Below are 20381 nucleotides of genomic sequence, written 5' to 3'. Positions count from 1 at the left end.
GCCCCTAATCAGATTAAGAGCGTTCAGTTTAATTATGAATAGATACCTTAATAACAATATTTATTGGCAGCAATCACTTGCTGTGCAACCTTCTGACGGGTTTCTTTCACATTGAAGGCTTCCATTTTAGTGAAACGGCGTAAACCTACCATCATCATGCGCTGCTCATCTCCATCAGCAAATGCCCATAAAGCTTCTTTACCCGCTTTTTGCAAAGCATCAACCGCCTCCACAAAATAGATACGCATTAAATTCAGCTGACCTTCACAAGCGGCTTCACCACGAAGGCTCACCAACTTTTCTGTTCTCAGCATCGCTGATTCTGCTACATAAACATAGCTGGCCATATCTGCAATGTTCATCAAAATCTCCTGCTCCTTAGAAAGGCTCATCATCAATTTCTGAACCGCAGCACCCGCCACCATTAAAGTCGCCTTTTTCAGGTTTTTAATAATTTTCTTTTCTGCCGCGAATAACGCGTCATCTTCTTCTCCGAAATCAGGGATAGACATCAATTCTGCAGCTACAGCAGTAGCAGGCGTCATCAAATCCAACTCACCTTTCATGGCGCGCTTCAACATCATATCTACTGTCAGTAATCTGTTGATTTCGTTCGTTCCCTCAAAGATTCTGTTGATCCTCGCATCACGATATGCACGGTCCATTGGCGCTTCCGCCGAGAATCCCATACCACCATAAATCTGCACCCCTTCGTCTACTACATAATCCAATGCTTCAGAACCCCAAACTTTCAGGATCGCACATTCCACCGCATATTCTTCGGTAGATTTCAGTTTGGCTTTACTCGCATCCATTCCTCCGGCAACCAATCTTTCATACGCATCGTCAATATTCTGACCTGCACGATAATTTGCGGATTCTACAGCATATACTTTTGCCGCCATTTCTGCTAATTTGTACCTGATGGCACCATATTTAGAAATCGGACGGTCAAATTGAATTCTTTCGTTTGAATAATTAATCGCAGTATCAATCACTGCTTTTGAAGCACCAATCGCTGCTGCCGACAATTTAATACGGCCAATGTTCAAAATGTTCACGGCGATCTTAAAGCCATTCTGACGCTCAGAAAGCATGTTTTCTACGGGTACCGGGCAATCATTGAAGAATACCTGTCTGGTGGAAGAACCTTTGATTCCCATTTTATGCTCTTCCGGATTCATGGTAATGCCCCCAAAGTCACGCTCTACAATGAAAGCAGTTAAATTGGCATCGTCATCAATCTTAGCAAACACAATAAATATATCTGCAAAACCACCGTTCGTGATCCACATTTTCTGACCAGTGATCAGGTAATGTTTCCCATCCTCAGAAAGTTTTGCTTTAGTTTTTCCAGAATTGGCATCCGAACCAGAATTAGGTTCTGTTAAGCAGTATGCTGCTTTCCATTCGCCTGTTCCCAATTTAGGGATGTACTTCGCTTTCTGTGCTTCATTTCCATAATACAAGATAGGCAGTGTCCCGATTCCTGTATGTGCAGAAAGTGCTACAGCAAAGGAATGACCGGCACCGATCACATCAGCAACCAGCATCGAAGTGTTGAAATTCTTGCCAAAGCCACCAAATTCTTCAGGAATGGAAACCCCTAAAATACCGAGTGCACCAGCTTTATCCATTAACGAAGGCATCAAGCCCTCTTCCTGGGTGTCGATACGGTCCAGATTTGGATACACTTCTGCTGCTAGAAAATCGCGGCAGGTCTGTGCAATCATTTGCTGCTCTTCATCAAATTCTTCAGGAATAAATACATCCTGGTAATTGGTTTCTGTAATTAAAAACGCTCCACCTTTAATTGTTTTTTTGTCTGTAGTTTCCATAATATTTTATTAAAGCATTTCGAAAATTCCGGCAGCACCTTGTCCGCTACCCACGCACATGGTCACCATTCCATATTTCTGATCCCTTCGTTTCAATTCATTAAATAATTGCACTGATAATTTAGCACCGGTACAGCCTAGCGGATGTCCGAGTGCAATGGCACCACCGTTCACATTGACCTTCGCAGCATCAATGCCTAAAGTCCGGATCACGGCCAGCGACTGTGAAGCGAAAGCCTCATTCAGTTCAATCAGGTCCAGTTCTTCCAGTTTCATACCTGCCATTTTTAAAGCTTTCGGAATCGCTTCAATTGGTCCGATACCCATAATTCTTGGTGGAACACCAGCAATGCCATAACTCACTAGCCGCGCAATCGGCTCTACGCCTAATTCCTTCATTTTCTTTTCAGAAACTACCAGTACAAAGGCTGCACCATCAGAAGTCTGTGAAGAGTTACCGGCAGTCACACTGCCATCCGCTGCAAAAACAGGTTTCAATTTGGCCAGTTTTTCCAGAGAAGTGTCTGCTCTTGGTCCTTCATCAGTGTCCACCACATAACTACGGGTTTTCTTTTTCATATTGCCGTCCAGGTAATTTTCCACTACCGTGATTGGCGCAACTCCAGCTTTCAGGTGACCATTTTTAATCGCTTCCACCGCTTTCATGTTCGATTGAAAAGCGAAAGCATCCTGATCTTCCCTGCTGACTTTATATTCATTGGCCACTGCTTCTGCGGTTAGGCCCATTCCCCAATACCAATCCGGGTTTTTCATGGCCACATCGGGATTAGGAACAACTTTCCAACCGCCAAAGGGCATGCCCGACATTACTTCTACACCACCGGCAATGATACAATCTGCCATGCCGCTTTTGATCTTTGCCACTGCTGTTGCAATGGTTTCTAATCCTGAAGCGCAGTAACGATTGACTGTTACACCCGGTACTTTATCGGTATCCAATCCCATCAGCGAAACCATACGCCCGATATTCAGGCCTTGCTCTGCTTCAGGAGTCGCATTTCCAACAATCACATCATCAATTTGTGTCGTATCCAGATTAGGCACTGAGGCCACCAGCTGTCTGATCACATCTGCCGCTAAATCATCAGCTCTGGTAAAACGAAATACACCACGGGGAGCCTTGCCCACTGCGGTACGATAGCCTGCTATAATATATGCTTCTTGCATGTCTGTGTCTTTTAATAGAAAAAAATTAGTTTCTTAAAGGTTTCCCTTTGGTCACAATACTTTGAATTCGCTCCAGTGTTTTACGTTCTCCGCAAAGCGATAGGAAGGCTTCCCTTTCCAGGTCCAGTAAATACTGTTCTGTGACCTCTGTTGGCGAGGAAAGATCTCCACCACACATCACCCAACCCAATTTTTCAGAGATTTTCTTGTCATGTTCAGAAATATAATGACCGGAATACATCGTGTTAGCGCCGGCATAAACAATACCTAAACCTTGTTTACCCAACACCCTGATGTCTTTACGAGGTACAGGTTTCGTATATCCTGCATCTGCCAGTTCAATTGCTTTTGCTTTCGCATCGGCGATCAATCGGCTTCTGTTCATCGAAATCGAATATTTATCTTTCTGCAGGTAACCCAATTCAAAGGCTTCAACAGCAGAAGTGGAAACTTTCGCCATACCGATGGTCAGGAACCTGTCTTTTAAAACATTTTGTACAATCTGGTCGTCTTTATATTCGTCGGAAGCACGCAAAGCGAACTCTTTGGTACCACCGCCGCCAGGAATCACCCCAACGCCAAACTCTACCAATCCCATATAAGTTTCGGCATTCAGCTGCACATGGTCCGCATGTAAACTAAATTCACAACCCCCGCCAAGTGTTAAATTATGCGGAGCAACCACAACCGGAATGGAAGAATAACGGATGCGCATCGAAGTATTCTGGAACATTCGGATGGCCAGGTTTAACTCTTCCCATTCCTGCTCTACAGCCATCATGAAAATCATGCCCACATTTGCACCGGCAGAGAAATTGGCGCCATCGTTTCCGATTACGACCCCTCTGTATTCTTTTTCCGCAAGGTCTATTGCCTTATTGATGGCCTGTAATGTATCGCCGCCAATCGTATTCATTTTAGAATGGAATTCGACATTCAGGATACCATCACCAAGGTCAATGATAGAAGCACCACCATTTTTCCAGATCGTTTTATTTGCCCTTAAATTATCAAGAATGATAAAGGCCTCTGTTCCCGGAACTGCTTTATAGCTTTTCGAAGGGATGTCATAATATTTTTTTACGCCATCTTCAACTTTATAGAAAGTAGTATGTCCGGCAGCCAGCATTTCATGCACCCAGGGTGCAGCCTCATGGCCATATTTTTTCATCCCTTCAATTGCATCGGCAATACCTACGGCATCCCAAACTTCGAAAGGACCTAAATCCCAGGCAAATCCGGCACGCATGGCATCATCAATCCGGTACAGCTCATCAGAGATTTCCGGAATGCGGTCCGATACATATTCAAACAATCCGAAGAAAGAAGCGCGGAACAATTCTCCGGCCTTATCTTTTCCTGCGGCAAAAACTTTCATTCTATCTCTTACATTCTCAATAGATTTAGTGATGTCCAGCGTAGCCGATTTCACTTTCTCCTGAGGACGGTATTCCAGGGTTTTTAAGTCTAGCGCTAAAATTTCTGTTTTGCCATCTGCGGTTTTTGTTTTTTTATAAAAACCTTGTTTTGTTTTATCACCCAGCCAGTTGTTGGCTTCCATTTTCTCTACATACGCGGGAAGCTTAAATAACTCATGTGCTTTATCCTCCGGACAATTGTCGTACAGTCCTTTGGAAACTTTAATCATGGTATCTAATCCCACCACATCAGTGGTACGGAAAGTCGCCGATTTTGGTCTGCCTAAAGCAGGACCGGTAAATTTATCAACTTCTTCTACAGTCAGATCCATTTTCTCTACCAGATGCAGTAAAGCCATAATGGAGTATACACCTACCCTATTCGCAATAAATGCCGGGGTATCCTTACATAATACCGTCGTTTTTCCTAAAAATTTATCTCCGTAATGCATTAAGAAATCCACCAGTTCCGGATGGGTATCCGGTGTAGGAATGATTTCCAGCAACCTCAGGTAACGAGGCGGGTTAAAGAAGTGAGTACCGCAGAAATTGGCTTTAAAATCATCCGATCTTCCTTCAGCCATTAAATGGATCGGGATTCCCGAAGTATTCGAAGTAACCAGTGATCCCGGTTTACGGAATTGCTCTACCTGCTCAAACACTTTTCTTTTGATGTCCAGGTTTTCTACCACCACCTCAATGATCCAGTCGTAAGACCCGATCTTTGACATGTCGTCCGTAAAGTTCCCTGTCGTAATTTTATTCAAGACTTTTTTGCTGTAAACAGGTGAAGGATTAGTTTTCACCGTATTTTGCAATGCCGCATTTACAATTCGATTCTTAACTGCAGGATGGTCCAGACTCAGTCCTTTCGACTGCTCCTCTGCGCTGAGTTCCTTTGGCGCAATGTCCAATAAAAGTACTTCAACTCCAATGTTCGCAAAGTGACAAGCAATACGTGAACCCATAATACCTGAGCCCAATACTGCTACTCTATTTATCTTCTTGTTCATAATTTTCAGTAGGAATTTTATATGCCAGTGTAAGTTTATTCAGTTTCTGTAGGGACGAGATCAGGTTATTTTTTTCCTGGTTGCTAAAATGCTTATTCAGGTATTCATTAAAAGAGATCACCACTGCTCTTGCGAGCAATCTTTTCTCTCTGCCTAAATCGGTCAGGAAAACTTTCACCGACCGCTTATCGCCGATCGAAGTCTCCCGATATATTAACCCCTGTTCTTCCATATTGTTTAGCATTCTTGATAAACTGGTGGCCTTTACGCCCAGCAAACCGGCCAGCTTAGAAACCGCAGTCCCTTCTTTCTCAATATTGATCAGCACATAGCCAATGGCCTGCGTGATTCCGAACCCGGAAGCGATCTGATTATAAGTGTTGGAAACGTTCTGCCAAACCACTTTCAGGAAATAATCTACTGTCTCTTGTTGTTTCATTAATTACTATGCTTGCATAACAAAGCTATCGAATAAATAAATCAAATGCAAGCAAAGAAAAAAAATATTATTTTATTTCAATAGCGAGAAAAACAGGAGAGATCAACACACCGAAAAGCCTGGAACAGACCTACAAAAAGGACATTTCCCCGATGGTCAGGAAGATCTTTGCTGCAGCATTAACAGTTTACTTTTTAAAGCGAAGTATTCTGTTTCGAGACAGCGGAAGGCCTTGCTTTCGGGGATTCCCTCCGTAAAATCCAGTCTTTTTTTATCGTAATTAGCGGCCACCAAATCGTATCGGGTTTTCGTCGCCTGGTACAGCGTTTCTTTTCCTTGTTCTTCTTTAGTTGCCGGGGCACCATTCAGATTGCCTACATAGGTACTATCAGAGATCAATTGACCATTCGCCGATTTAAAACAGACATAAATTTCCATCTGCTCCCCCAGCATCCAATCCTTAGCAAGTGGAAGAAAGCAAGTCCCATCTGCTCTTCTTGCAGCGTTTAAGTAACTGGTTGCACGTTTTCGACCAGGATGGCTGATCATCACCATCAGCAGGTCATCATTTTCGCCATTTTCAGTAATGCCATTATCCCAGCTCAAATGAAGGCCATTTTCTCCCTTGCTGATTTTTAATTCGTTTGCCGATTCCAGCTGCCCCTTACTGAGGATCACTTTGGTATAATCAACGCAAATATTAGGATATTCACCCGTTAAAGCGTGTTTCTTATTATAGGAGGTGGCCAGGTTATGCGGGTTTTTCAAGCTGCCTTCGGCCTCCGATTTAAAACTGACATTGATAAAATCAGTCATCGGTTTCAAAAAATCCATCGTCGCTGACATGGCCTGACGATTGGCCAGTTGTTTTAAGCTCGGTTTCCCTGGCTTTCCAATCCCGCGCGCCACTAATTGTCCGTTTAATGTATAAAAGACTAGGTTTCCTATTTTCCCGGATGGGCGCCCAAAAGGGCCTACTGTGAATATTGCCATGATACAAGGGTTTATTGGTTAGAATTATAAAACACCAAGATACTAATAAACAATAGCACAACCCTTATCAACTTCAATTAATTACTAACATTATTAGTAATTAATTGAAGTTAAAATCGGTCTTTAAACAGGGTTTGAAAGCAAATTTGCGCAGAATGGCCCTATCAACCCCCGCTAATGTCCTAATATGAAATCACAAAAATGGAAGGTCTTTTAAAATGGTAAACGCAAAAAAACCGCCTTGCTGATCGCAAGGCGGTTTTCTATTCAGTATTTAACTACCGACTAGTAAAGTGTAAATTCTACTCTTCTGTTTTTCTGACGACCAGCGGCAGTTTTATTGGTTGCAATTGGTTGGTTTGGACCATAACCTACTGCTTCAATACGTGAAGGATTAGCACCTTGAGATACTAAATAAGCTTTTACTGCTTCTGCTCTATCTTTCGATAAACGTAAATTTAAAGCCATAGAACCAGTGTTATCAGTATGACCTGCCAATTTAAGGCTAAAGTTTTTCTCTACTAACAATGCCGCAACACGATTTAAAGTAGCGTAAGATTTATCACGGATCGTTGCTTTTCCTAAATCAAACTCTAAGTTTTTAATCGCCTCTTCTACTACCTTACGGTCAGCTTCAGTGATGATTACTTTTTCCTGAATTACTGGTACAGGGATTTTCAATGGACAACCAGAACCGTCAACCACAACACCTGCTGGAGTACCTGGACATTTATCCAATTTATCAGCAACACCATCGCCATCAGAATCTTTTAACAGGTCGTTCATTTCGCCTCTTAATTTATCATTCTCAGCTTTTAATGCATTTGCAGTTTGTTTTGCCGATAAAGCTTCTTCGTAAGTTAAAGCTACCGGGTTATGCCATGCCAATTGTTTCGATCCTTTTCCTAAAGCAAACTCTAAACCTGCATAACCGTAGTTATATTTATCGCTGCTGTTACCACGTGCATAACCATCAAGATTATCACCATCAACAAAGTTAACAGTCCACCCTAAATCTAAGTTTACACGGTCTGCTAATTTAAATTTAGCACCTAATCCAACTGGGATAATCAATTCAGAAATTGTTTTACCACCAGCATAGTCTACTAATGCACCACCAGAGGTAGCTGAAGTTTTCACTTTATAACCTGCTAAACCAGCACCACCAGATGCGTACAATTGTACCGCACTGTTCGCATTGAACATACTGATGTTAAACAAGTTTACCACTGCATTTAAACTTCCTGAATAGTCCAGGTTAGTTTCAAAAGCATTTACAGGGCTGGCGTTTGGTGCACCGCTTTTCCAGTTTTCAGAGTTATCACCTTTCAATTTACCTCTCACTCCGTCTAAACGCAGGGAAAAATAAGGAGTAATTTGTTTCTTTATATAAAGTCCGTAACCAAGGCTAGATTTCATATTAGAGAAATCATTATGTCCACCAAGAGGAGATAAAGGAGTTAAAACCCCAGCATTAAGGCCAATCGACCAGGTCGTCAACTGATTTGAGGTTGTACCTGCTTGATCCTGTGCCTGAACAGAACCTCCGATTAGGAGCGCAGCAAAAGCTACAGGCAGGGTTTTAAATAGATTTTGTTTCATAAGATAAGTATTGAATAAATTATTACAATGTTTAATCATTGAAATCAATTCAATACTCAGGCCAATTATTTAAACTGCTTTAAACGACTGTAATTTGAAAATAAGTGTGTGGAATTTCAGACAGCTACCAACCGAGCCATTGATCATCACCACGGGGATCTGCAGCCCCCTGATAACCACCTTGTTTTGTTTTCAGGATCGCATCTACTCTACCCATTGGCCCTCTTGGCGCAATGATATAGCCTTTAGCTTGCAGTTTAACGCGGGTAATCGAATCTATTGCCCCTTTTTCAGTATAGATCAAATCGGGTAACCATTGGTGGTGAAAACGTTTAGCAGACACTGCCTGCTGCATATTATGGTCAAATTCGATCACATTTAGAATGGTCTGAAAAACAGACGTTATAATCGTCGATCCTCCAGGCGTACCCACTACCATGAACAGCTTTCCATCTTTTTCAAGAATTGTAGGTGTCATAGAGCTCAGCATCCGTTTTCCAGGGGCAATAGCATTCGCTTCGCCACCAATCAAGCCATACATATTGGCTGCGCCTGGTTTCACAGAAAAATCGTCCATTTCATTGTTGAGCAGAAATCCTGCGCCTTTTACTACTACTGTAGCACCGTAAGAGCCATTCAAGGTGGTGGTTACAGAAACGGCATTGCCTTCCTGATCGACAATAGAATAATGCGTGGTTTCTTCATGTTCTTTTCCCAGGACTGCACCTGCTTTAACTGAGGCGCTGGGCGTTGCCTTTAGCCAGTCCATGCTTTTCATGCGATCCTGAATGTACTGATCTTTCATTAAAGCACTCGCAGGAACGTCATAGAAATCGGGGTCGCCCAGATGCGTGGCACGATCTGCATAGACCCTTCGTTCTGCTTCCACCATGAGCTGTACGGTAGAATCCTGCTGGAATCCCCATTTTTTCAATGGAAATGGCGCTACAGATTTCAAGAGCTGAATCAGGGCAATTCCTCCACTGGATGGAGGAGGCATGGTAATGATGCGGTAATCTTTATACATTCCGGTAATCGGCTTGCGCCAGATCGCCTGATAGTTTTGTAAATCTGCTTTCGTCAGGATACCACCGCCGCGGTTCATTTCCTTAATTAAAAGATCGGCCACTTTACCTTCGTAAAATCCTGCCCTTCCTTTATCGCGGATCAGTTCCAGCGTACTGGCCAGTTCTTCCTGTTTCAGCAGTTCCCCTTCGGTCCATTTGCCATCTTTCAGCAATGCGGTACCCTCCGGATTGAATTGCAGTAATTTTTCGCGAAGCTCATTGAGCTCTCCCACCTGCTGCCTGCTCAGGGGAAAACCATTTCTGGCAAGTAAAATTGCCGGCTCTACTAAAGCTGCCCAAGGCAATTTTCCATATTTTTCATGTGCAGTCGCCATACCTGCAACTGAACCAGGAACACCTGCTGCCAGCTGTCCATACAGGCTTTTATCAACAATCGGTGCACCAGATTGATCCAGGTACATATCTCTGGATGCTGCAGCACCGGCTTTTTCTCTAAAATCAAGGGTATTGCTGCTGCCATCCGCAGCGCGATAAACCATAAAACCACCACCACCGATATTTCCGGCATTGGGGTATACCACGGCCAGAGCAAACTGGACGGCTACTGCGGCATCCACCGCATTTCCACCTTTTTTCAAAATGTCCAGTCCTACTTTCGAGGCAAAAGGACTAGCAGAAACCACCATCCCATTGCGGTAGTCTTTCGCATTTTTGCTGCCTTGCTGAGTACCTGCACATCCTGATAACAGGATGGCCGCGATCAGCAAAAACCCATTGATATTTAAAAATAACCTAGCCCTTATAATCCGCTGCATCTGTATAAATTTTTTCTATGATCGCTCCGTTTTTCTCCAGAATGACCTTTCTTTTTAAGCTCAGTTTAGGGGTCAGCTCCCCGCCTTCGATGCTCCACTCTTTGGAGAGCAACGCAATGCGTTTCACCTGTTCCCATTTGCCAAACTCCTTGCCGCTAAAAGCAACAATTTCATCATACTTTTTCAAGACCTGCGGATCTTTGATCATCAGTTCATTGGTGGTATAAGCAATTCCCTTTTTAGCACACCAGGCTTTCAGCGCTGCAAAAGTAGGAATAATTAAGGCCGATGGAAACTTTCGGTTTTCACCAAGCACCATTACCTGTTCCACCAATGGGGATTCCTTCAATTTATTTTCCAGCATCTGGGGAGCAACATATTTGCCGCCTGCTGTTTTAAAGATCTCTTTTTTACGATCGGTAATTTTCAGGAACCGGCCTTCGATCAATTCGCCAATATCTCCGGTATGGAACCAGCCCTCTTTGTCGATAGACTCAGCGGTCAGTTCTGGATGGTTATAATAGCCCTTCATGATGTTATGTCCGCGGGCCAGTACTTCCCCATCTTCTGCAATCTTCACTTCTACACCATCAATCGGCGGACCTACAGTTCCAAACCTGGTGGCTCCGATATAATTTACGGTGATCACCGGCGAAGTTTCTGTTAAGCCGTATCCTTCCATCACCGGCATTCCTGCCGCCCAGAAGATCCTGCATAAACGCGCGTTTAAAGCGGCTCCTCCAGAAACAATTACCACAATTTCGCCGCCCAGGGCTTCCTGCCATTTCTTAAAGACCAGCTTTCTGGCAATGCCGAGTTTGAACTTATAAAAAGGACCGTTGTCGAATTCGAATTTTTCCGCAACGGAAAGCGCCCAGAAAAATATGCCTCTTTTAATGCCTGTTAATTCCTTTCCTTTCTCCATGATTTTATCGTATACCTTTTCCAGCAAACGTGGAACGGTAGAGAAGGCATTGGGCTTCACAAACTGTATGTCGGCCACAATGGTTTCCATACTTTCCGCATAATATACTGACGCGCCTTTATACATATGGAGGTACACAATCATGCGTTCAAAAATATGCGACAATGGTAAAAAACTCAAAGCCTTGTGAAGTCCCGGAGGAACCAGCACCGAAGACTTTTCAAAATTTTTCACCAGGTTGTCATGGGTCAGCATTACCCCTTTTGGCGTACCCGTCGTACCAGAGGTATAGATGAGGGTTAAAATATCATCGGCTTTCACCTCCGCACGGTACACTTCCAGATCCAGTCCGGCCTGAGCCTTTCCTGCCTCCAGCAATTCCTCCCAGGAAGGGATTCCTTTTACCGGATCGAAGCTATATACCTTCAACTCAGATTTCAGTTCTGCAGCAGCTATTTTTACTTTTTGATAGATCTGCTCATCCGCTACAAAAACAACACTTACGGCTGCATTTTCGAGAATAAATTTAATATCATGCTCCGCTAATGTCGGGTATAAAGGGACCTGGTAGGCACCCAACTGTATAATCGCGAAATCAGTAATGTTCCATTCGGGACGATTGGCAGACATCACGGCCACCTTTGACCCTTTTTTGACGCCAATCTCCAGCAAACCTCTGCTCAATGTATCCACGGTTTCACAAAAATGCTGGGTACTATATTTTTTCCACTCCCCTTTAACCTTACCACTTATAAACTCCTCTTTGGGAAAATTCTCTAAATTGTATTGAAGTAAATCAAATACGCGTGTGATATTTACAGCCATATACGGTTATTTTTATAATTATTACCTGGTCTTTCTCAAATCTAACAAATTATTAGTGCTATTAAAACCAATTATTATAATGGTATGTTTTCTTTGGCCAAGAATAATCAGGAGAAGATTTTGTGCACTACAATCCAGTCATCTCCCAAAATAACCTGAGTTTTCAGCGATCTGAAAGCAAAGTAAAAATGAGCAATCGCAGCTTTTATTTTAAACTGATCAATTGAAATTGCTTTAAACCCCATTTAAATGCGGTGTTAGAATCATTGAGCCTCAGTTAAATTGATTTTTAGCTACTCCCACAAAACTTAACCCTAATTAATGTAACATATTTTCAATCAGACCATCTATTATATATGCCGAAAATTTATCTTTGCTTATTAAAGCGTTCTATTCCATAAAAACCATAGACCGCAGGTAGCGAGCGCTATAAAAAAATATTAACCAAATTAAATAAAATAAGAAAAACGCCTGTAAGCAAAGAGATCCAGCGACATCCCTAATCGTATTGATCAATAACAAGCTCGACTGATTAAAACAGGAAAAAACACACACATCTGCATCTATGTCCTCAATGTCTATTCCAAGCAAAGCACCGAACCGCTTTCTTGCATTTATCCTGGATAAAAAAGTAATACTAGGCTTATACCTGATTGCTGCGGTCGTTTCAGCCACGAAACAATATTTACACGGCACGTATAACAATTACAAAATTTTCAAGCATGTCTTTTGGCATAGTATAGACCACCTGAATTTATATACAGAAAACCCGGTTCTGTATCTGGACAGCAATCACTACGGCCCATTCTTTGCCTTGCTGATCGCCCCGTTTGCACTTTTACCGGATGCTTTTGGAACCGTTTTATGGAACGTCTGTAATGCACTGGTCTTGTATTGGGGGATTTATAACCTGCCGATTAAGCAAAAACAGCAGTCCTGGGTAGCCATCATCTGTTTACATGAGGCACTCACCGCCTTATTGAGTTTTCAGTTTAATGTGGCCCTGACCGGACTGATCTTACTCGCTTTTTCTTTTATCTATAAACAGCAGGAAGTCAAAGCTGCAGCGATGATCATCATCGGGTTTTTAGTAAAATTATATGGCATCGTTGGACTGGCTTTCTTCTTCTTCGCGAAGAATAAAACCAAGTTTGTCATCGGCGGACTGATTTTATTGCCGGTACTGACATTTTTACCTGCAGTGCTTTCAGACCTGAGTTTTGTCTGGTCCTCTCATATTGACTGGAAGGAATCCTTAGTGTATAAAAACTCCCTGAATGCTTCCCTGGTTTCTATGCAGGACATTTCCGTCATGGGAATGGTGAGGCGCATATCCGGGGATGCGACCATTCCAAATGCGCCATTTTTGCTGGGAGGATTGGCCTTATTTGCCTTGCCTTACCTTCGTGTGAATCAATATAAAAGCACTAATTTTCAACTGATGATGCTGAGCTCGGTTTTGATATTTACCGTGATCTTCAGTAGTGGTTCCGAATCGCCAACCTATATTATTGCGATGCTAGGGGTAGCCATCTGGTTCATCATTCAGCCGGATCCAAAAAAATGGTGGGTCATTGCCCTATTTGTTTTTGCCATGTTACTGACCAGTTTCTCCCCTTCCGATTTGTTTCCAAGATACATCAGAAGAACCTATATTATGCCTTATTCTTTAAAAGCATTACCTTGTATATTGGTTTGGTTGACCATTGTATATCAGATGTTGACAGTAGATTTTAGAAAATCCATTCCGACTCATGACTAATCAAAAGTTAATCTCTGTGGTGATTCCTGCTTACAATGAAGCAGACAATATCCCTGTAATTGCGGCCAGTATCCGGGAGGTCTTCGCTGGCTTGCCGAACTATACATTTGAAATCATTTTTGTGGCAGATGGCTGCACAGACAGCACCATGGCCGTATTGGAAATGATGGCTAAACACAGTGACCATATTTTTCACATTGAATTTTCCCGGAATTTCGGCCATCAGCAGGCGGTTAAAGCCGGGATGGACTATGCACGCGGTGCAGCTGTGATCTGTATGGATGGCGATATGCAGCATCCGCCAGAATTGATTCCAGAGCTGATCCAAAGATGGGAAGAAGGATATGAAGTGGTTTATACCATCAGAAATGAAGATAAAAGACTGCCTTTTAAAAAGCGGTTCACTTCAAAATTGTTCTATCATATACTGAACCGGATGGCCTCTGTGGAATTGGATCAGGGAGCCTCAGATTTCAGATTGCTGGATCGAAAAGTAGTGGATGTATTTAAAGAATTTCATGAAAATGAACCATTTTTACGTGGTTTGGTGAAATGGATTGGTTTCAAACAATATGCAGTCAACTATGACCCCGCAGAAAGATTTTCAGGGAGTTCTAAATACACTTTGAAAAAGATGGTGGGCTTGGCGCTGCAGGGCGTCACTTCCTTCTCCATAAAGCCATTATACAATGTCGTTTACCTCGGATTTGTCTTTTCTGGAATATCCGTCTTATATTTGCCCTATGTACTGTATGCCTTTACCTTTGGACACGAAGTTTCTGGCTGGGCATCCATCATTATGACCATTGCATTTTTTGGAGGCATACAACTGATCATACTAGGTATTATTGGAATTTACCTAGGAAAGATGTTTATGCAGGTCAAATTAAGGCCGAATTACATCGTTCGGTCAACAAATATAAAAAGCTAAAAAATAACATACGTGATACTACTAAGTTTCGATATCGAAGAGTTTGATATGCCCTTCGAATACCATAAAGAGATCTCTTTTAAAGATCAAATGGACATCTCTATTGCAGGTACGGAAGCCATACTGGATATATTGGAACGCCATCAGGTAAAAGCAACATTTTTTAGCACCGTCATTTTTGCACAAAATGCGCCTGCAACAATTCGTCGGATATTGGATCAGGGCCATGAACTGGCTTCTCATGGGTATTACCATTCTGATTTCAAGGTAGCGCATTTGCTTTCTTCCAGACTGGAGCTGGAAAAAATTATTCAGGCGCCCGTTACCGGATACCGCATGGCGAGAATGCAGCCTACCGATGATATGGACATACAAAATGCAGGTTATGAATACAACAGCTCCATTAACCCGACCTGGCTGCCGGGCCGGTACAATAACCTGCATTTGCCAAGAACTCATTTCAAAACAGGCAAGGTCTTGCAAATCCCGGCTTCAGTTACACCGCTGATCAGGTTCCCATTGTTCTGGCTGTCTTTCCATAACCTTCCATTGTGGCTATATACAGCTATGGCCCGCTGGACTATAAAAGCGGATGGTTACCTGAATGTTTATTTTCATCCATGGGAATTCACTGATCTGGATGATCCGGAGCGCTTTGGCTTTCCAGGGTATGTACGCAAGAATACCGGTGAGAAAATGATCAAAAGAATGGATCAGTTTATCCATAAATTAAAACAAAAAAACGCAGCGTTTGTGACGATTGCTTCTTTTGTGAAGCGGGTATCCAAACCAATATAAGCGACATGATAAAGTCCAAAACCCTCTTTTCCATTTTTAAAACCCTGATCAAGTTGCTGCTTACAGCTGGCGCTTTATTCTGGGTATTCTCTAATGTAGACCTGGAAAAGACCCGTGCAACCGTTGCACAAGCAGATCCAGTGCCATTAGCTGGCGCTTTTATTGCCTTTATCTGTTCTCAATTGTTCGCCTCTTCCAGGGTCAGAAGTTTTTTTGAATGTATCGGATTGAAACTTTCAGAATGGCTGAACTATAAATTGTACCTCCTGGGCATGTTTTACAATATGTTTCTTCCTGGCGGAATTGGCGGCGACGGCTATAAGATCTTTTTGCTGCGTAAAGAATATGGCATCGAGACGCGTAAATTAGTGACTGCTGTGTTTATGGACAAACTGAGCGGCCTTTGGGCACTCACCGTATTGCTGTTGCTGCTGCTATCCAGAACAAGCGGATTACCCATACCCACCTATTGGGCATGGATCCTGATCATTCTGGGTACTGCCGGCTATTACCTGATATTGAAATTATGGTTTAAGCAATATGTCCCTTCGTTTTTAATGATCCACCTTAAAGCATTAGGCGGACAAACCTGTCAGCTGCTCTGTGCCTTATTTATATGGTATACTTTGCGGGTTGAAGGACCTTTCTTACCTTATATATTGCTGTTTATGGCTTCCTCTTTATTGGCTTTATTTCCACTTACTATTGGTGGTCTGGGCGCAAGAGAACTGGTATTCATGTATGGCGCTAAGTATTTTGTACTTGATCCGCAGGTAGCGATCACAATCAGCTTGTTATTTTACAGCATTTCAGCATTATCGTCACTGCCCGGAGCCTATTTTGTTTTTCATACCAAGAGCCTGAGTAAAGAAAATGCAGCTGCTATAAAAACAAGCATTTAGCGCTGAACCTGGTGAAGAGCGGGCTGAGGTGAAGCTCAAATCCAATTCAAATCCAGTCTAAATTTGGAAAAAGCATCAAATTACTATTAAAATGTTACAAAAATAGCAAACAAAATGGAACACGGCACAATAGTTGTTATGACACGAATCAGCTATAAAATTTAAATAAAAACACAATTATGAAGAAATTACTTACTATTATTTGTCTATCAGTGATTGCTACGTTTGCATTCCAATCTACTTCAAACGCGCAAAGTTACAAGAACGCTATCGGTGGTCGCTTTGGTGCCGCGAATGGTGTAACTTTCAAAACAACATTGGGTGGAAACAAAATGATAGATTTAATTGCCAACTTTAGATCTACTGATCACACGAACTATTTCCGTGTAACTGGTTTATATGAAATCTACAACCCAATCAGCAATGCTGCTGGTTTAAACTGGTATTATGGTATTGGTGGTACAGTAGGATCTGTTAAATACAAACCACACAATGGCAGCGATCTTTATTTAGGTTTAGACGGTGTTTTAGGTTTGGATTACAAATTTGCTGATGCGCCAATCAACCTTTCTTTAGACTGGAAACCAGCAATCGGATTGGTTCCTGAGACAGATTTCGACGCTTCTGGCGTAGGACTATCTATCCGTTTCACGTTCTAGTTTCGTAAAAAACGAATAAAAAGAAAAGGGTTGATCTGCATGAATTCATGCAGATCAACCCTTTTCTTTTAGGGGACCTTCCCGGATTAAATACCCATCCAGCCTTTACGTACTGCAACTGCTGCTGCTGTAGCATTCGGATCCATTTCCGCTACCAGTTTTAAGTTCGGATTCGCTTTCAGCGTTACCTTGAAATCTCTTTCCAAACCATCTCTTGCTATTTTCACCGTAATGACCTCACCTACTTTGCTGTTGGCAATCTCCGGCATACGATCTAACACTACTGCGGTTACCGGAACACCGTTTATGCTGATCAGCTCATCATTTACATTCAGACCATCTACCCATGCAGCCGAATTTCTCGATACCGCAGAAATAAAGATTCTTCCTTCAGTTTTCTTTGCGGCTACGCCAATATAAGGGATTTGTTTTCCTTCGTTTTCATTTTTGATCTTGATACCTGCATATCCTAAGTATTTATCATACTCCAATGGATGTGTACCGGTCACATATTTAGCCCAGAAATCAGTAAAATCCTTTCCGCTGATTTTTTCAACCATCGCCTTAAATTCGGCATCCGTATATCCTCTGTTTAGTTTTTTCCCTTGCAGGTACATCGCTTTCATCACATCATCCAGACTTTTCTTTCCTTTTGTTGCATTTGCAATTTCGATGTCCATCAACAGACCTACTACTTCACCTTTGCTGTAATAAGAAACGCCAGTGTTGTTAGAGTTTTCATTTGGTCTGTATCCTTTGATCCAGGCATCATAACTAGATTCTGCTGCAGACTGTACTTTAGCACCCGGAGTATTGGATACATTGGCTACTGCGGTAACCAATCCATCTACAAATTCCTGCTGATTTATAAAACCTGCACGCAATACCAGTTTGTTCTCATAGTAAGAAGTAAAACCTTCTGACACCCATAAGTTAGTGGTATAATTCTCATTGTCGTAATCAAATGGGCCTAAAGCGATCGGGCGCATCCTTTTCACATTCCATAAATGGTAATATTCATGAGCGACCAGGTTCATGAAGCCTAAATAACCTTCTGGTGTATTGTAAGCATCGCGGGAAGCACCAAGTACTGTAGAGTTTAAGTGCTCTAAACCGCCGCCGCCTCTAGAAAAATTGTGTACGATAAAGGTGTAGTGTTTGTTCGGGTTTTCGCCATAAATAGCAGTTCCCTGCTCCACAACTTTCGCCATATCTACTTTTAAACGCTCTTTATCGTAGTTACCACCACCAAACATGGCTACCGTATGTTTTACACCGGAGGCTTCAAATTCGAAGATATCCTGATTTCCCACTTCTATCGGGCTATCGAATAAAATATCAAAATCTGCTGCGGTATAGGTGAATGCTTTTCCTGGTACCGGCTCTAAGCCCGTAGACACCTGCGTCCATCCTTTAAAAGGAATTACTTTTACTGTACTTGGCAGGTTCAGCATCCCATCAGGATACATAAATATGCCCGTGCTCGATAGGAAAGCATGGCGGTCGTCTATGAAAGAAGTACGCACAGAAACTTCAAAGGCATACACTCTATATTTAATTTTTACGTTTTTCGCTTTCGCTGAATAGACTCTCCAGGCATTTTTTCTTACTTTCTCAAATTTTGCCGGTTTGCCGTTCGCCGTAGCCGTAAAATCTTCTACACTTTTCTCAAACTCACGAATCAGGTACGAACCTGGTGCCCAAACTGGCATCTTCACATCTACATAGTCTTTTGTTAGTCCGGAAATGTTCATTTCCATTTCCACATAATGGGCTTGTGGCTCTATAAAGCTCACCTCGAAATCTACTTTCACCTGCGATTTTGCGGTCATACCTAATGATAGTAATAATACTAATCCTGTTACTGTTTTTTTCATTGATTTGTTTCCTGCTGATTTTAATATTTCCCCAGACCTTTTTACAGGCGCTATCATGAGCTTACCTGGTCTTTTTCTTTTGTCACACAATTATTATATTAAACTATCTAAATTGCGCTAAACCATCTGCCTTTTCCAGCGTCCTACTGTTTCGCAAATTTATAACTTATCCTTTTTGCTTGCCTTTAAAATGGTAATTAAGCTGTAACATACTTAATACAAGCTATTAGGGGTGGTTTAAATAAATATTTTTGCTTGTTACATTACCCCACACCCCACACAAATATGAAACTAAGGTACATTATCTATACCCTCATCGCTCTAGGCATCGCCTATTTAGTTTACTATCGGATTTCAGCGAATAAAAAAATTGCCGGCGACGGCCCCGGCATGTCAAAAGGCAAGGGAGCTCCGGCAAAGGGTTTACAAGTGAATGGAATGGTCGTTTCTACGGGTGATTTTGACAGCAATATAGACATCACCGGAACACTGGAAGCCAATGAAACTGTAGACCTGCGTTCGGAGGTATCAGGATTGGTGACCAAAATTAATTTCAAAGAAGGCGCTAATGTAACCAAAGGCAGTTTGCTGGTAAAAATCAACGACCGCGACATACAGGCACAATTACAGGATGCACTGACCAAACAAAGTTTGAGTGCAACCAATGAAAACCGCTCTAAACAGCTATTGGAGAAAGGTGCCATTAGTCAGGAAGAATATGACACCTCATTGGCCAACCTGCAATCTTTAAAAGCACAGGTACAGCTGGTGCGTGCACAACTGGCAAAAACTGCCATTTATGCCCCATTTAATGGAAAAATAGGCTTGCGTTCTATCTCTGAAGGCGTTTATTTAACCCCTACGATGGTGATCGCCAATTTATCCAGCATCAACCCCTTAAAACTTAGCTTCTCTGTTCCGGAAAAATACATCGGACAGATTAAATCAGGTGTCGATATTTCATTTACCACTGATGGTTATCCGAAAACATTTACGGGAAGGGTATATGCGATTGAGCCGGGCATCAATACTGCCACCAGAACTTTACAGATCAGGGCATTGGTTCCCAATCCCGATCAGGAACTTCGCCCGGGTTCTTTTGCAAAAATCAAACTGGCACTGAGCACAACAAAAGATGCGATCCTCATTCCAAATGAAGCCATCATTCCGGTCTTAAAAGGAAAAACAGTCTTCATCAGCAAAAATGGAAAAGCACAGCAGATTCCTGTAGAAGCAGGAACGCGTACTGCGGAAAATATTGTCATCACTTCGGGATTAAAAGTAGGTGATACCGTGCTCACTACTGGTGCAATGGCCTTAAAGCAGGATGCTCCTGTGAAAGTAACTGTGGTTAAAAATTAAGTTTTA

The 20381-nt window shown here is 42.3% G+C and carries 15 protein-coding genes; 6 read left to right on the top strand and 9 right to left on the bottom strand.

The features are described 5' to 3' along the window. Window positions 1-47: 47 nt before the first annotated feature. The 8 genes from K7X70_RS03240 to K7X70_RS03205 all read right to left on the bottom strand — a co-directional run bounded on the left by K7X70_RS03240 (window position 48) and on the right by K7X70_RS03205 (window position 12084). On the bottom strand, window positions 48-1838 hold the full coding sequence (locus K7X70_RS03240; protein ID WP_222535695.1) for an acyl-CoA dehydrogenase FadE: 1791 nt from the start codon (window positions 1836-1838) through the stop codon (window positions 48-50). Between the two features lie 9 nt (window positions 1839-1847). Continuing rightward, the gene (locus tag K7X70_RS03235; RefSeq protein WP_222535694.1) at window positions 1848-3026 is read right to left on the bottom strand and encodes an acetyl-CoA C-acyltransferase; all 1179 of its coding nucleotides are present in this window, start codon (window positions 3024-3026) and stop codon (window positions 1848-1850) included. Window positions 3027-3051: 25 nt separating this feature from the next. After that, window positions 3052-5457, bottom strand: a complete 2406-nt coding sequence (locus tag K7X70_RS03230; protein WP_222535693.1) for a 3-hydroxyacyl-CoA dehydrogenase/enoyl-CoA hydratase family protein — start codon at window positions 5455-5457, stop codon at window positions 3052-3054. After that, window positions 5438-5896, bottom strand: coding sequence for a MarR family winged helix-turn-helix transcriptional regulator (locus K7X70_RS03225; RefSeq protein ID WP_187666071.1), 459 nt, complete (start codon window positions 5894-5896; stop codon window positions 5438-5440). The genes K7X70_RS03230 and K7X70_RS03225 overlap by 20 nt, the downstream gene beginning before the upstream one ends. 156 nt (window positions 5897-6052) lie before the next feature. After that, complete coding sequence (locus K7X70_RS03220; RefSeq protein WP_222535692.1) at window positions 6053-6889, bottom strand: DUF6266 family protein; 837 nt, start codon at window positions 6887-6889, stop codon at window positions 6053-6055. A 285-nt stretch (window positions 6890-7174) separates the two neighbouring features. Further along, window positions 7175-8491, bottom strand: coding sequence for an OmpA family protein (locus tag K7X70_RS03215; RefSeq protein ID WP_222535691.1), 1317 nt, complete (start codon window positions 8489-8491; stop codon window positions 7175-7177). Window positions 8492-8615: 124 nt separating this feature from the next. After that, on the bottom strand, window positions 8616-10334 hold the full coding sequence (gene ggt / locus K7X70_RS03210; protein WP_222535690.1) for a gamma-glutamyltransferase: 1719 nt from the start codon (window positions 10332-10334) through the stop codon (window positions 8616-8618). Further along, window positions 10312-12084 carry an AMP-dependent synthetase/ligase gene (locus K7X70_RS03205; RefSeq protein ID WP_222535689.1) on the bottom strand — a complete coding sequence of 591 codons (1773 nt, stop codon included), beginning with the start codon at window positions 12082-12084 and terminating at the stop codon, window positions 10312-10314. The genes ggt and K7X70_RS03205 overlap by 23 nt, the downstream gene beginning before the upstream one ends. Before the next feature lie 574 nt (window positions 12085-12658). On the opposite strand from K7X70_RS03205, the gene K7X70_RS03200 reads away from it, so the two are divergent. The 5 genes from K7X70_RS03200 (at window position 12659) to K7X70_RS03180 (ending at window position 17136) form a co-directional block, all read left to right on the top strand. Continuing rightward, window positions 12659-13846 (top strand): glycosyltransferase family 87 protein, encoded by a 1188-nt coding sequence (locus K7X70_RS03200; protein WP_255606884.1) that lies wholly within the window; start codon window positions 12659-12661, stop codon window positions 13844-13846. Beyond that, complete coding sequence (locus K7X70_RS03195; protein WP_222535687.1) at window positions 13839-14777, top strand: glycosyltransferase family 2 protein; 939 nt, start codon at window positions 13839-13841, stop codon at window positions 14775-14777. Before K7X70_RS03200 ends, K7X70_RS03195 begins: the two co-directional genes overlap by 8 nt. 12 nt (window positions 14778-14789) lie before the next feature. Beyond that, a complete protein-coding gene (locus K7X70_RS03190; RefSeq protein WP_222535686.1) occupies window positions 14790-15575 on the top strand; it encodes a polysaccharide deacetylase family protein in 786 nt (261 codons plus the stop codon). Between the two features lie 5 nt (window positions 15576-15580). Continuing rightward, a complete protein-coding gene (locus K7X70_RS03185) occupies window positions 15581-16477 on the top strand; it encodes a lysylphosphatidylglycerol synthase transmembrane domain-containing protein (RefSeq protein WP_222535685.1) in 897 nt (298 codons plus the stop codon). A 179-nt stretch (window positions 16478-16656) separates the two neighbouring features. Next, window positions 16657-17136: a hypothetical protein gene (locus K7X70_RS03180; RefSeq protein WP_222535684.1), complete on the top strand. Its 480-nt coding sequence runs from the start codon at window positions 16657-16659 to the stop codon at window positions 17134-17136. 86 nt (window positions 17137-17222) lie between these two features. Here K7X70_RS03180 and K7X70_RS03175 read toward each other — a convergent pair whose 3' ends face one another. Then, window positions 17223-19013 carry a M61 family metallopeptidase gene (locus K7X70_RS03175; RefSeq protein ID WP_255606883.1) on the bottom strand — a complete coding sequence of 597 codons (1791 nt, stop codon included), beginning with the start codon at window positions 19011-19013 and terminating at the stop codon, window positions 17223-17225. A gap of 285 nt (window positions 19014-19298) precedes the next feature. Between K7X70_RS03175 and K7X70_RS03170 the strand changes: the two genes are divergently transcribed. Then, on the top strand, window positions 19299-20375 hold the full coding sequence (locus K7X70_RS03170; RefSeq protein ID WP_222535683.1) for an efflux RND transporter periplasmic adaptor subunit: 1077 nt from the start codon (window positions 19299-19301) through the stop codon (window positions 20373-20375). The last annotated feature ends 6 nt before the right edge of the window (window positions 20376-20381 follow it).

This window comes from Pedobacter polysacchareus (genome assembly GCF_019802255.1).
GTDB lineage: Bacteria > Bacteroidota > Bacteroidia > Sphingobacteriales > Sphingobacteriaceae > Pedobacter > Pedobacter polysacchareus.
Note: the sequence above shows the minus strand (reverse complement) of the source record. Positions and strands in the feature narration are given on the sequence as shown.